Origin of the sequence: Pseudomonas sp. R84 (assembly GCF_009834515.1) — a bacterium.
Classification (GTDB): domain Bacteria; phylum Pseudomonadota; class Gammaproteobacteria; order Pseudomonadales; family Pseudomonadaceae; genus Aquipseudomonas.
The window spans coordinates 2046435-2060548 of record NZ_CP019426.1 but is presented as its reverse complement, the minus strand read 5'-3'; the positions used below and the strand labels follow the sequence as shown (position 1 = coordinate 2060548).

13 protein-coding genes are annotated in these 14114 nt (G+C 59.4%); 1 reads left to right on the top strand and 12 read right to left on the bottom strand.

Features of this window, described 5'->3' with window-relative positions; translation table 11 throughout:
* Positions 1-57 precede the first annotated feature (57 nt).
* Both PspR84_RS09325 and PspR84_RS09320 read right to left on the bottom strand, forming a co-directional pair.
* Positions 58-2202 carry a 3-hydroxyacyl-CoA dehydrogenase NAD-binding domain-containing protein gene (locus PspR84_RS09325; protein ID WP_160057019.1) on the bottom strand — a complete coding sequence of 715 codons (2145 nt, stop codon included), beginning with the start codon at positions 2200-2202 and terminating at the stop codon, positions 58-60.
* A gap of 23 nt (positions 2203-2225) precedes the next feature.
* Positions 2226-3431: an acetyl-CoA C-acetyltransferase gene (locus tag PspR84_RS09320; protein WP_160057017.1), complete on the bottom strand. Its 1206-nt coding sequence runs from the start codon at positions 3429-3431 to the stop codon at positions 2226-2228.
* 585 nt (positions 3432-4016) lie between these two features.
* On the opposite strand from PspR84_RS09320, the gene PspR84_RS09315 reads away from it, so the two are divergent.
* A complete protein-coding gene (locus PspR84_RS09315; RefSeq protein ID WP_160060064.1) occupies positions 4017-4838 on the top strand; it encodes a cytochrome c in 822 nt (273 codons plus the stop codon).
* A 112-nt stretch (positions 4839-4950) separates the two neighbouring features.
* Here the strand turns inward: PspR84_RS09315 and PspR84_RS09310 are convergent, their stop codons facing one another.
* The 10 genes from PspR84_RS09310 to PspR84_RS09265 form a co-directional block, all read right to left on the bottom strand.
* A complete protein-coding gene (locus PspR84_RS09310; RefSeq protein WP_102901166.1) occupies positions 4951-5754 on the bottom strand; it encodes a transglutaminase family protein in 804 nt (267 codons plus the stop codon).
* Positions 5751-6701, bottom strand: coding sequence for an alpha-E domain-containing protein (locus tag PspR84_RS09305; protein WP_016982907.1), 951 nt, complete (start codon positions 6699-6701; stop codon positions 5751-5753). The genes PspR84_RS09310 and PspR84_RS09305 overlap by 4 nt, the downstream gene beginning before the upstream one ends.
* A 12-nt stretch (positions 6702-6713) precedes the next feature.
* On the bottom strand, positions 6714-8123 hold the full coding sequence (locus PspR84_RS09300) for a circularly permuted type 2 ATP-grasp protein (protein ID WP_007914061.1): 1410 nt from the start codon (positions 8121-8123) through the stop codon (positions 6714-6716).
* A gap of 487 nt (positions 8124-8610) precedes the next feature.
* Positions 8611-8958 carry a ribonuclease E inhibitor RraB gene (locus tag PspR84_RS09295; RefSeq protein WP_007914059.1) on the bottom strand — a complete coding sequence of 116 codons (348 nt, stop codon included), beginning with the start codon at positions 8956-8958 and terminating at the stop codon, positions 8611-8613.
* Between the two features lie 209 nt (positions 8959-9167).
* Entirely contained in the window at positions 9168-9401 is a 234-nt protein-coding gene (locus PspR84_RS09290) for a hypothetical protein (RefSeq protein WP_093441755.1), read from the bottom strand.
* 172 nt (positions 9402-9573) lie between these two features.
* Entirely contained in the window at positions 9574-10449 is an 876-nt protein-coding gene (speE, locus tag PspR84_RS09285; RefSeq protein ID WP_016982904.1) for a polyamine aminopropyltransferase, read from the bottom strand.
* 239 nt (positions 10450-10688) lie between these two features.
* Positions 10689-10880 carry a PLDc N-terminal domain-containing protein gene (locus tag PspR84_RS09280; RefSeq protein WP_007914053.1) on the bottom strand — a complete coding sequence of 64 codons (192 nt, stop codon included), beginning with the start codon at positions 10878-10880 and terminating at the stop codon, positions 10689-10691.
* 71 nt (positions 10881-10951) lie between these two features.
* Entirely contained in the window at positions 10952-11482 is a 531-nt protein-coding gene (locus PspR84_RS09275) for a hypothetical protein (protein WP_160057015.1), read from the bottom strand.
* Between the two features lie 86 nt (positions 11483-11568).
* Positions 11569-12087 carry an ankyrin repeat domain-containing protein gene (locus PspR84_RS09270; protein WP_160057013.1) on the bottom strand — a complete coding sequence of 173 codons (519 nt, stop codon included), beginning with the start codon at positions 12085-12087 and terminating at the stop codon, positions 11569-11571.
* 97 nt (positions 12088-12184) lie between these two features.
* Positions 12185-14023: a long-chain-acyl-CoA synthetase gene (locus PspR84_RS09265; protein ID WP_160057011.1), complete on the bottom strand. Its 1839-nt coding sequence runs from the start codon at positions 14021-14023 to the stop codon at positions 12185-12187.
* Between the last annotated feature and the right edge of the window lie 91 nt (positions 14024-14114).

Below are 14114 nucleotides of genomic sequence, written 5' to 3'. Positions count from 1 at the left end.
CCCCAGAGCCTGCCTTGAAACACCCTGGCAAGGCAAGCCCCGGAATGCTCGTTGCCCTTAGAACATTTCACCTTTTGCCGCTTTATCCAGCAGCAACGCTGGCGGCGCGAAACGCTCGCCATACTGCTCGGCCAGATACTGCGCGCGAGCGACGAAATCCTTCACCCCGTACTGGTTGATGAACTGCAAGGCGCCACCGGTCCACGGCGCAAATCCGATGCCGAAGATCGAACCGATATTGGCGTCCGCCGTCGAGGTCAATACGCCCTCTTCCACGCAGCGCACGGTTTCGATGGCTTGCACAAACAACAGTCGATCACGCACGTCTTTGGGCGAAATCTGCCCGTCGACCTGCTCGAAACGCGCCTCCAGTTCGGGCCACAAATGTTTCTGTCCACCGGCCGGATAATCGTAAAAGCCGCCACCCGCCGCTTTGCCCGGGCGCTTGTATTCATTGAGCAGCAAGTCAATCACGGCGAAGGCCGGGTGCTCAATCAGCGATTTCCCTTCTGCCTGTAGGTCCTTGGCAGTTTGCTGACGGATATGGCTCATCAGGCTGAGGGAAACTTCGTCGGAGATCGCCAGAGGCCCGACCGGCATGCCGGCCTTGCGCGCCTCGGTTTCGATCATCGGCGCACTCACGCCCTCGCCAAGCATGGCGATGCCTTCGTTGGTGAAGGTGCCGAAGACGCGTGAAGTAAAGAAGCCGCGACTGTCGTTGACGACGATCGGGGTTTTCTTGATTTGCAGGACGAAATCAAAACCTCGGGCAAGCGTTTCATCGGTGGTCTGTGCCCCTTTGATGATTTCCACCAGCGGCATTTTTTCCACCGGACTGAAGAAATGCAGGCCGATGAATTTGCCAGGATCAGGCACAGCCTTTGCCAGACCGGTGATAGGCAACGTCGAAGTATTGGAAGCGATGACGGCTTCGGCGCCAACCACTTGCTGGGCGGCAGAGGAAACCCTAGCCTTGAGATCGCGATCTTCGAACACCGCTTCGATGATCAGATCGCATCCCGCGAGGTCCGCATCACTTTCGCACGGCTTGATCCGCGCCAACACCTCATCACGCTTCGCAGCATCCATCTGTCCGCGAGCGACTTTCTTGTCCAGCAACGCCGCAGAATGTGCTTTGCCTTTTTCGGCGGCAGCCAGATTGACGTCCTTGAGCACCACTTCAATACCCGACGAAGCACTGACAAACGCAATCCCCGCGCCCATCATCCCAGCGCCAAGCACGCCGACCTTTTGCGTCTTATAAGGCGCAAAGCCCTGCGGCCGCGAACCACCGGCGTTGATCTCATTGAGTTGAAACCAGAACGTGCCGATCAGGTTTTTCGAGATCTGCCCGGTGGTCAGTTCGGTGAAGTAACGGGTTTCGATCAGGTGCGCGGTGTCGAAATCGACCTGAGCGCCCTCGACTGCCGCGCAGAGGATTTTCTCCGGCGCCGGCATTGTCCCTTGGGTCTTGCTGCGCAGAATCGACGGCGCAATCGCCAGCATCTGCGCGACTTTCGGATTCGACGGCGTGCCGCCCGGAATCTGATAACCCTTCACATCCCATCGCTGCACTGCCGTCGGATTGGCAACGATCCAGGCGCGCGCCTTGGCCAGCAATTCATCGCGATCCGCCGCCAGTTCATCAATCAACCCCGCCTGCAACGCCTGTTGCGGACGTACTTTCTTGCCTTCGAGCAAATACGGCAGCGCTTTCTCGATCCCGAGCATGCGCACCATGCGCACCACTCCGCCGCCGCCCGGCAACAGGCCGAGAGTCACTTCCGGCAGACCGAGCTGCACCGATGCATCGTCCAGCGCCACGCGATGATGACAGGCGAGGCAGATTTCCCAACCGCCGCCCAACGCCGCGCCGTTGATCGCCGCGACCACCGGTTTGCCAAGGGTCTCCAGGGTGCGTAACTGCGCTTTGAGGGTCAGCACCATGTCGTAGAAGGCTTTGGCTTCGGGCTTGCCGATCTTGATCAGCTCCTTAAGGTCGCCGCCGGCAAAGAAGGTTTTCTTCGCCGAGGTGATGATGACCCCGGCAATCTGGTCTTTTTCAGTCACCAGACGGGCAACGCAAGCGGCCATGGCCTCGCGGTACACAGCGTTCATGGTGTTGGCGCTCTGGCCCGGCATGTCGATGGTCAGCACGACGATAGCGTCCTGGCCTTTTTCGTAACGAATGGCTTCGCTCATAACAAGGTTCCTTGGATTCGGGCTCAGAGGCGTTCGATGATGGTCGCAATGCCCATGCCGCCGCCGACGCACAGCGTCGCCAGGCCATAGCGCAGGCGTCGCGCTTCCAGCTCATCGAGCAAGGTACCGAGGATCGCGCAACCGGTCGCGCCCAGCGGGTGGCCCATGGCGATGGAGCCGCCGTTGACATTGACCTTGTCGGGGTCGACTGCCATGTCCTTGATGAACTTCAGCACCACCGAAGCGAACGCTTCGTTGACCTCAAACAGATCGATGTCTTCAACGCGCAACCCGGCCTTGGCCAGTGCCTTGCGCGTCGCCGGCGCAGGGCCGGTGAGCATGATGGTCGGGTCGGTGCTGGTGACCGCCGTGGCGACGATGCGCGCCCGAGGTTGCAAGCCCAGCGCCCGTCCCTTCGCTTCTGAGCCGATCAGCATCAGCGCCGCACCGTCGACGATCCCGGAACTGTTACCCGGTGTGTGCACGTGATTGATTCGCTCGACATGGCTGTAGACCCGCAACGCCGTGGCGTCGAAGCCCATCTGCCCGATCATTTCGAAACTCGGCTTGAGCTTGCCCAAGCCTTCCAGAGTCGACTCGGCACGAATGAGCTCATCATGATCGAGCAGGATGATGCCGTTCTGGTCCTGCACCGGCACCAGCGACTTGTTGAACGAGCCGTCAGCCCGGGCCCACGCGGCCTTCTGTTGCGAGTGTAAGGCGTAGGCATCGACGTCCTGACGACTGAAGCCTTCCAGCGTGGCGATCAGGTCAGCGCCAACCCCTTGCGGGGTGAAGTGGCTGTGCAGGTTGGTCTGCGGGTCCAGTGCCCAGGCGCCGCCATCGCTGCCCATCGGCACCCGCGACATCGACTCGACACCACCGACCACCACCAGGTCTTCGAAGCCCGAACGCACTTTCATTGCGCCGAGGTTGACCGCTTCGAGTCCCGAGGCGCAGAAACGGTTGATCTGCACGCCCGCGACGCTGACGTCCCAATCGGCCACTTGCACGGCGGTTTTGGCGATGTCCGAGCCTTGATCGCCAATCGGCGTCACGCAGCCGATCACTACGTCATCGACCTGACTGGTGTCCAGCGCGGTGCGCGCTTGCAGCGCGGTCAGCAGACCGGCCAGCAGATTCACCGGTTTGACGCTGTGCAGGGCGCCATCGGCCTTGCCTCTGCCACGGGGCGTGCGTAACGCATCGAATATCAAAGCTTGGGTCATGTCGTCCTCGAACCTGTGCGGTGAGTGATTTCTTGTACCTTCACTCTTGGCCCAAGCCGTCATCGTTTCAATGACCACAGTGCTCAATACACTTGACGCACACGCTCAGACGGACGGTCATCAAAGGCCGGGTGAACCGGTTCAGGTCAGCGAGTTGTCTAGCCAGCGGGCGGCAAAGAAGCTGGCAATACGCCTCATGCTTTTTTAATCGCGATTTTCAGTAACTCCATATGAAATGGATCTAAGGCAAGCGTGACGCGGGCCCTAAGGTAGTACATGTACGTCAGGGTCGTCGGGTTTTGCCGAGGCCTACGTTCTTCAACAGGAAGTGCAGCGCTCGCCGTCATGGATATGCAGGCAAGCATCAGGAAATAACAATAAAGGCGGTCAAGCCATGTTCAAACAACCGAAAGTTCGTCAAGCAGGGCTCATTCTTTTCGCCACGACGCTGTTGTTGATTTTGCCGAATCTGACCAAGGTCATCGGCTGAATCGAGCGGCAGGTGCTGTTTATCGCCACTGAAAATGTGACTGGCCCGCTACCCGGGCCAGCGTGGCTGTGCCAACCTTGGCGCACTCCCACGACATGGACGGCGATCATTTGAAAGCGCTCATTGTGTTCGGGGCCATGCTGCTGAGCATGCCCTTGTCTGCCGCTCAGTTGAACTTACAACTGGGTACAAACAGCCGCACCTGGCAGACCGAGGAATTGCTCAAGCATCCTCAAGTGCAAACCCTCACGATCAAAAACGATGTGTCCTATAAAAAGGACATGACCTATCGCGTCGTGCCTGTGGCTGCGCTGCTGACCGGGATAAAACCGCAAGATCATCTGCAAGCGGTGGCACTGGACGGGTTTGCTGCAGAACTGGCCGCTGCGCCACTGCTTAACCGCGACGGCGCACGGGCCTGGCTGGCCATCGAAGATCCGGCGCAGCCGTGGCCAGCACTGTCGGAAGGCAAGCACAGCGCCGGGCCGTTCTATCTGGTCTGGAGCGATCCGCAAGCCGGCAATATCAGCCCGGAGCAATGGCCATTCCAGGTCGCGAGCATCAAGCGCATGGCACCAGTGGCCGAGCGCTTTCCTGCCCTGCTACCGGATTCTGCGTTGAAAGCGGATGACCCTGTGAACCTGGGATTTGCGCTGTTTCAGAAAAACTGTCTGGCGTGTCACCGGTTGAACGGTGCGGGGGATGCGCAGTTCGGGCCGGATCTGAATATTCCGTATAACCCGACCGAGTACTTCGGCGCGGATTTCCTCAAGCGTTACATTCGTGATCCGCAGAGTTTGCGTCAGTGGCCGCAGGCGAAGATGCCGGGGTTTTCGGTAGAGGTGTTGCCGGAGGGGGATCTGGAAATGCTTGTGGGGTATCTCCAGCACATGGCCGGACGCAAAGTTAAGCCCTGAGCACATTTCCTTGTAGGAGTGAGCCTGCTCGCGATAGCGGTGTATCAGTCAGCACATTTGTAACTGACAGACCGCTATCGCGAGCAGGCTCGCTCCCACAGGAGTACGGCGTTTACTGTTGTTGTACGGAGATGACTGGCGTCGGCGAGACAAATACCTTCGCGTGCATCTGCTCACACCCGCCGCCCCGGCGCATGCCGCGCACCGGGCAGGCATCCAGATAATCCAGACCCACCGCCAGTTTCAAGTGCCGCTCCGGCCGCGCCAGTTGATTGGTCACGTCAAAGCTGTACCAGGCGTCATCCAGCCATGCTTCTGCCCAGGCGTGGCTGGCGAGATGTTCGCAATCCTCGCTGTACAAGTACCCCGACACATAACGCGACGGAATCCCGAGACTACGTGCACAAGCCAGAAACGCGTGAGCATGATCCTGGCAAACACCCGCACGCCCGGCGAAGGCCTCAGCGGCGCTGGTATCGACCTCGGTGGATCCCGGCGTGTAAGTCATGTGTTGATTCAAACCGTGCATAAGATCAATCAGCGCGGTGCGATCCCGCCGTTGCTTGCAGGACCTCTCGGCAAACGCGCGCAAGGCCTCGTCCGCCTCGGTCAAGCGAGTAAAGCGCAGGAACGGCAGCGCCGACTGGCTCTCATGCTCGGCCTCGCGCAGTTCGTCGATATCAACCTGCCCGCGCGCGCCGATGATGATCGCTTCGTGCGGTTCATCCATGGTCAGCACATGCAGGATATTGCCGAACGGATCGAGTTGCGCACGCACCGGGCGCGGCAGGTCGAGCTGCCAGCTCAACACGTGCTGACGCTCGCTGTCGTGGGGTGTCAGCCGCAGGTACTGGATGCTCGCCCGCACCTGATCTTCGTAGTGATAGGTGGTTTCGTGGCTTATGGAAAGTCTCATGCAGCCTCCAGGTATGAACTGTGAATGGCGTTACCCAACTGGCGCACCAGCGGGATGAATTCGGTCAGCCAGGCGTGCAGGCCTTCCTCGAGAATTTCGTTGATGCCGGTGTAACGCAGGCGCGCGTCCATCTCTGCCGCCAGACGTTGCGCCGGACGACCGTTGGCACCGGGCAGTTGCGCGAGGATCTGATCAATCTCTTCGGTGCAGGCACGCAGTGAGCGCGGTACATCGGCGCGCAACAGCAGCAACTCGGCGACGTGACGGGCGCCGGGCGCATCGCGGTAGATTTCGGTGTAGGCCTCAAAGGAAGACAACGCACGCAGCAAGGCACTCCACTGATAATAGGCGTGGGCAGTGCCGTCGCTGACCGCTTCGGCCTGATCACCGGCCATTTCATAACGGGCATCGAGCAGTCGCAAGGTGTTGTCCGCGCGCTCGATAAACGTCCCGAGACGAATGAAACGAAACGCATCGTTGCGCATGATCGTGCCGTACGACGCACCACGGAACAGGTGTGAACGTTCCTTGATCCACTCGCAGAAACGGCTCATTCCATAGCGACTGAGACCCTGTTCGGCGATCCCGCGAATCTCCAACCATGTCGAATTGATGTTCTCCCACATATCCGCCGTGATGCGCCCACGCACCGCATGGGCGCTGGCCCGCGCCGCGCCGAGGCAGCTGTAAATGCTCGCCGGGTTGGCGGCGTCGAGGGCAAAAAAGTGCAGCAGGCGTTCGGCATGCAGCGCGCCGTGACGCTCCAGATAATCGTCGAGGGTGCCAGTGATGAGCAGCGGCATGGCGAGTTCGTGCAGACCGTCACCACGGCCGTCCTGCGGCATCAGCGACAGCGAATAACTGATGTCGAGCATCCGTGCGAGGTTTTCCGCCCGCTCCAGGTAACGCGACATCCAATACAGATCCGAGGCAGTTCTACTTAACATGGCAAGCTTCCTTCAATCCTCGACCACCCAGGTGTCCTTGGTTCCGCCGCCCTGGGAGGAATTCACCACCAGGGAGCCTTCGCGCAGTGCCACACGGGTCAAACCGCCAGGCACCACGCGGGTTTCGCGCCCGGACAAGACAAATGGACGCAAGTCGATATGGCGCGGGGCGATGCCGTTTTCGACAAAGGTCGGACAGGTCGACAGCGACAGCGTCGGTTGCGCGATGTATGCGTGCGGCTTGGCTTTGATGCGCTCGCGGAAGGCGTCGATTTCGGCCTTCGTCGATGCTGGCCCCACCAACATCCCGTAACCACCCGAGCCTTGGGTTTCCTTGACCACCAGATCTGGAAGATTGGCCAGGACATGGGAAAGTTCAGACGGGTTGCGGCATTGCCAGGTCGGCACGTTCTTCAGGATCGGTTCTTCGTCGAGGTAAAAACGGATCATGTCGGTGACAAACGGATACACCGATTTGTCGTCCGCCACGCCGGTACCGATGGCGTTGGCCAGCACCACGTTGCCCGAGCGATAGGACGACAGCAGCCCCGGCACACCAAGCATCGAATCAGGATTGAACGCCAGTGGATCGAGGAACGCATCGTCGAGGCGGCGGTAGATCACGTCCACCGCTTTCGGGCCGTCAGTGGTGCGCATGAAAACCTTGTCGTCACGCACGAACAGATCCGCACCCTCGACCAGCTCCACGCCCATTTCCCGCGCCAAAAAAGCGTGCTCGAAGAACGCACTATTGAAGCGCCCCGGCGTCAGCACCACCACGCTTGGGTCATCGATCGGACTTGAGCTTTTCAGGGTATCGAGCAACAGGTTCGGGTAGTGATCGATCGGCGCAATGCGCTGGGCGGCGAACAGCTCCGGGAACAGGCGCATCATCATCTTGCGGTCTTCGAGCATGTAGCTAACGCCGCTCGGCGTGCGCAGGTTGTCTTCGAGCACGTAATACGTGCCGTCGCCATCACGCACCAGATCGACGCCGGAGATGTGCGAATAGATATCGCGGTGCAGATCCAGGCCTTGCATCGCCAACTGGTATTGCTCGTTGGCCAGCACCTGTTCGGCGGGAATGATCCCGGCCTTGATGATGCGCTGCTCGTGATAGAGGTCGGCGAGAAACATGTTCAACGCTTTGACGCGCTGGATGCAGCCGCGCTCGACGATCCGCCATTCACTGGCAGGGATGCTGCGCGGAATGGTGTCGAAAGGAATCAGGCGCTCGGTGCCCTGCTCGTCGCCGTAGAGCGTGAAGGTAATGCCGGCGCGATGGAACAGCAGATCGGCCTCGCGTCGCCGTTGAGCCAGCAGTTCGTCAGGCGTGTCGGCCAGCCAGCGGGCGAACTCCCGATAATGCGGGCGAACCTGGCCGCCGGCATCGTACATCTCATCAAAATAGGTGCGGATCATGCCGTACTCCTTGTCACCCGGACATACAGGCCTTCGCAAGGCCCGTGCCATCGGCATAAACGCTTTGATTTCAATCGGTTGGAAATACACGCCGCAGGCACCGCACCATTCCTGTGCGGCAAATGCCCCAACCGGATTGCCCCCGCTTCATTGCGACGCACTGCATCGCCTATCACCAGCATAGTCAGAGTTGATTTCACTGCCCGGCGCTGCCTGCGGATAATCCGCGCATTCGCTGCAAAACTTCCGCGTGCACAGCGCCGCGAAGTCGCCAGCTCAACTGATCTGGACTGCCCTCGCAGCCCGCCCCGCTGTAACCCTGACCGGTTTCCTCTCCTTGTCGGTCTTCCCTTTTAGCCACCCTCTCCGGTGGCTCTTTTTTGCCTCGGTTTCTTGTTTCAGGGTTTTGCCACGGCGCTTTGCGTACGCCGGAAACGACAACGGCCAACCCGAAGGTCAGCCGTTGTTCAACCATTGAAATCAGAGATCAGTTCAAACGGTGGCGATTGCGCACCTCCTGCTTCACGCCCCAGCCTTCGATGATGCCGCCCAAAGGTTCAACCACGGCAGAGAATCCCTGCTCGAAGTCGCCGATATCGTCATACGTCGCGTACATCACTTTGCTCAATTCCAGCGCCCACGCACCGTCATCACGCACGCTGACCTGAGCATTGATGGATTCACCGCGAAATTTGCCTGCCGCCCTGCGCGCCCGCTCCTCGTCCGGGAAAATTGCGTAGAACTCGATGGGATGGAATCGGGAAAAATCGAAACCGCCTTCTTTCATGCGGCGCAGAACATTGCTGCTGATGTCTTCTTGATAGGCTGTGCTCATGAATCGTCCCCCTCGCATAGATGGATAGACTTTCCGTATTCCCGCCCCGGGCCTCTGGCCAAAGTACTACGGCAACGTGGTTGCACGCGGGAACAAGCATGTAGCTGACAAGACCAGACCTTAGCGATCCGTTCGCTGATCTCGCTTGCAGAGTAGCCCCAAGTTAGAGCCGCTGCCAAGGCCTGGTGTGAAAGGTGTCAGGAAGAATGTCAGACGGGAGTAATGCTGCGGATTTCGATGCTGTTCTGGGTTTTCAGGTTTTTCACGCCCGCATCGGCGGTGCGCCCTTCCAGATCGTTCAGGTCCAGTTCGGCGGCGACGGGCAGAAGCCGTGCCTTGATCAATCGAGCGGCCTCATCGTCGCTGGGACATTCCGCGCGCTCGAACACCTCATCGACAATTTCACCATGATCGTCCACGAAAGTGACTTTCCACTTTTGCATCGGTGCCTCCTCGATCAAACCCGCAAATGGGCTTACACCTATCTCGACTGTGTACGCCGAAAGTTGGTTCAAAAGGATTACAGCGGGCAAAGATGAAAAAAACGACATCTATCGTGGGGGGCAAACAAATGTGGGAGCGAGCCGGCTCCCACAGGGGAGTTGCAGTGTTCTTTTAGTCGTTGCTTGGCTTGTTGATCGCCTGCAGCACGTATTGCGGCAAGGCGAAGGCGCCGATGTGGATTTCCGGGTTGTAGTAGCGGGTAACGATGCCGCTGCCGATGAAGCGCTGTTGCAGGGTTTCACGGCTGAGCTTGCGGTAGGCCGGGTTGGTCGAGCCCCACGCAAATGTCATCGAGCCGCCGATGTAGGTCGGTACGGCCGCCTGATAGAAGTGCCAGTCCGGGAACAGGCTGTTGAGGCGACCGGCGGTGGTTTTCACTTCGTCGATCTGCATGAACGGCGTGCCGTTCTGGGTCACGAGGATGCCGCCCTCGTTCAGGCAGCGGTGGCAGGCCTGATAGAAGTTTTCCGAGAACAGCACTTCGCCCGGGCCGATCGGGTCGGTGGAGTCGGAGATGATCACGTCGAATTTTTCCGTGGTGGTGGCGACGAAACGCATGCCGTCGTCGATCACCAGGTTCAGACGTGGATCGTCGTAGGCGCCGCTGGAGTGGTTCGGCAGGAACTCTTTGCACATGTCGACCACGGTGCCGTCGATCTCGACCATGGTGATGTGCTCGACACCGGCGTGCTTGGTCACTTCGCGCAACATGCCGCCGTCACCGCCACCGATGATCAGCACGCGCTTGGCACTGCCGTGAGCGAGGATCGGCACGTGGGTGAGCATTTCGTGGTAGATGAATTCGTCGGCTTCGGTGGTCTGGATCACGCCGTCCAGCGCCATGACACGGCCCATACGCGGGTTCTGGAAGATCACCAGGTGCTGGTGTTCGGTGCGCACTTCGTGCAGCAGTTTTTCCATGCGAAAACGCTGGCCGTAGCCTTCGTAGAGGGTTTCCAGGTACTCGCTGGTTTTGGTGACGGTCATGGTCAAGTGCTCCGATGAATGCGCGGGCGCCAATCGTGGGGACGATTGCCCGGGAAAGGCGCGCATTCTACGTTGCCGAAGATGACAGGTCGAACCTCACTTCATCGGCAAACCATAATCCCTTGTAGGAGTGAGCCTGCTCGCGATAGCGGTTTTTCAGTCACTGACTCATTGACTGGAAAATAGCTATCGCTAGCAGGCTCACTCCTACAGGGTATTGCGGTGTTCTCGGGATCGGGTCAGATCCGCACGTTGCCGCGCGGCCCGGCGATCGCCCAGATGATCAGGCCCAGCACTGGCAGGAGGATGATCAGCAACACCCAGACGATTTTCATCCCGGTGGTCGCGCCGCTTTTCAGCACATTGATGATGGCCCAGATGTCGAGGGCAAGGATGATCAGGCCAATCAGACCGTTGAACGTGGAACCCATGGTGTCGCTCCAGAATAGTGGCATGCACTTTTAGGATAGACGGTCGCGCGCAGGGTTCCCTTTTATTACGTTCAGACGTGAACGGCGATCTTCAAGGCTTCCAGCGAAGGCGCGGCGGCGATGCCGACTTCGGCGCACAGTTCCAGCACCCGAGGCACGTCGTTGCCGAAAACCAACACCATTTGCAATTCGTCGTCGAGCAATTGGCTGAAGTTCATCAGCGTGTAGCCGCCGTTTTCCTTGTTCATGCTGCTCATCTGCACCTGGATGCGGTTGAGTGCGACCAGCGCTTCGGTCTTGGCCAATTGCTTGGGCTTGAGGTTGAAATCCACGCCTGGGCCGAACGAGGCGACGATCTGCGCGAACAGGTCGCCATAGGTGTCTGCCTGGAACAGCACGGTTTCCGGCAAGCTACCGACCACGACCCACTCGCCCAGCGGGATCGGGAAGGTGTCGTCGTAGTTGATGTCGGGGTTGGCTGCCAGAAAAGCATCGGCATCGGCGTAGGCCTGTGCCGCTTCGTCGGCGACTTTCACGATCTCGTCCTCGCCCATGCAGCCGGAGCTGATTTTGCTGATGAGTTCGACGAGTGCAGCTTTCATGAGGGCGGATCCTGTGGCGAAGGTGAATTTCGAGGGCGCGAAGGATAGCGCATTCTCTCCTTCGCCACAGTCCATCAGAAGGGATTTCAACCCGACAGCTTTTCCAACTGAGCAGTGGTATCAACCGCGCCCATCGTCCGGGCCGCGTCGAGTGCAGTCACGCCATTGGCGTCCTTGGCCTGCGCGTTGGCGCCTTTGCTGATCAGGTATTCAACGATTTCAACACGGTTGAACATCGCTGCCATCATCAGCGCCGTACGCCCGTCAAATGACGAGCCCTCAATCTCGGCACCCGCCTCGACCAGCGCCTTGACCACTGCCAGATCACCTTTGAACGCCGCACCGGCAATCGGACTCTGGCCGTTGCCATTGCGCATTTCCGGGTCGGCCTTGTGTTTAAGCAGCACTTGCACCGCATCCACATGGCCGTAGTAGCTGGCCAGCATCAGCAATGTGTCGCCCTTGCTGTTTTTCAGGTTCACCGGCAAACCGGCCGTGACCAGACGATCAAGCATCTCGGCATCACCGTCGCGCGCCTTGTTGAAAACCTGCTCGGTGAATTCGGCAGCTTCTTCAGGGGTCATCTGGCGGCTTTGGTCGGACATGGTGCAACTCCACTTTCGGTCAATCGGAAAGCCGACAGTTTCCCGAGCGAGACGCTGGCTGTCACCCCCTTTTTCTCAAGTCGCGCCATAGCCAGATTCAATAACGATGCTTGCCCTGATGAATTTCCGCCAACACTTCGTCGGTGACTCGTACGTAAGTCTGCGTGCCGGGCAGCCAAGCGTAAATCGGGTCATCGCTGGTCTGGCCGGGGTCGAAGCCTTCATTTTTCAATCGGGTTTTCTGGTATTTGAAGGTACCGGTGGTTTCCATTTTTACCTTCACCCGCAGGAACAACGGCACCGCGTAGGCCGGCATACGTTCGCGGGCAAAGGTCAGCAACTCGGCGAAATCCAGCGTCGCCAGGGACTCCGCCGGCGTGATAGCCGCCATCCCGGCACGGCCGTTGGTATTGCGAATTTCCACCCCATAGGCCACCGCTTCGGAGATGTGCGGGTGTTGCAGCAACAGGTTTTCGACTTCAGTGGTCGAGACGTTTTCGCCCTTCCAGCGATAGGTATCACCGAGTCGATCAACAAATTGTGCGTGGCCGAAACCGATGTTGCGCAGCAGATCACCGGTGTTGAAAAAGCGATCGCCTTTGCTAAACACGTCGTGAAGGACAACTTTGGCGGTTTTTTGCGGATCGGTGTAGCCATCCAGCGGCGCCTTTTCGTCGATTCGCGCCAGCAGCAAGCCCTGCTCGCCCTTGCCGACCTTGCGCATGAAACCGTCGGCACCGCGCAGCGGCTCTCCGCTGTCATGATCGTAAGCCACCAGCTCCCAAGCCATCAGCGAGAAGCCAATGGTGTTGTCGAAGTTGAGGATGTTGGTAAAACCAATGTTGCCGTCGCTCGCCGCGTACAGCTCACAGATGTGCTCGACGGCAAAGCGCGTCTTGAACTCAGCCCAGGCGCCGGGGCGCAAGCCATTGCCGATCATCTTGCGCACCTCGTGGCGGCTGTCATCGGCGCTGGCCGGTTGATCGACCAGATAGCGGCACAACTCGCCGACGTAACCGATGGTCGTCGCGCGATAACGACGCACGTCGTTCCAGAACTGGCTGGCGCTGAACTTGCGACGAATCGCGAAGCCCGAGGCGCCGTTGACTGCCGAGCCCCAGCACACGCAAAGACCGGTGGCGTGATACAGCGGCAAGGTGCAGTAGACGACATCGTCGGGGCCCATGTTGAGGGCGATCATGCCGAAACTGGCGGAGCTGCGCATCCAGCGCCCGTGCTTGAACACCCCGGCCTTGGGCAGGCCGGTGGTGCCGGAGGTGTAAATGTAGAAACACGGATCGTCGAAAAACACCTGCTGACTGCTCGGCGGATTATCACTGGCGGCGTCGGCACTGGCGCTGATCAGATTGACGTAGCCTTCGGGCGCAATGCCCGGATGGCTATAGGTGTCCTGATCGGCGACAAACCAGGTGCGCGGCGTGGTAATCGCCACTTGCTCGCGAATCGCCGCATACGCCGGAAGCAGTTCTTCGCCGACGACAATTGCCACCGGCGCCACCAGATTCACACTGTGGATCAGCGTGTCGCGAGTCTGCGAGGTATTGAGCAGAGCACTGACCGCGCCGACCTTGGCCAGCGCCAGAATGGTCACCAGCAACTCCGGGCGGTTTTCGATAAACACCGCGACCACGTCGCCCTTGCCGATGCCCTGCCCGTTCAGATAATGAGCAATGCGGTTGGCCCACTGATTGACCTGCGAATAGGTCAGCGATACATCGCCCTGCAATAACGCCGGCCCCTCGGGATTGCGCAGTGTCGCTTGCTCGAACGTCCAGCCAAGGCCACAGCTTTGGGTCGGATCCGTGACGTTGGCCACCTTCATGCCCTTGACCACCCGAGGGATAGCTTTGGCGATCATCGGCAGTTTGCGGAGCATCATGCCCCAGGTAATCGTGTCGCTTGGCGCGTGGCTCATAAAAGCTCCCCGTCCGACCTTGGCGTGCAGGTCGATGTTTTTATTTTTCGGGCTTTGGCTTGCAGTAACCGACGCGTGCGAGCGCGGGTCG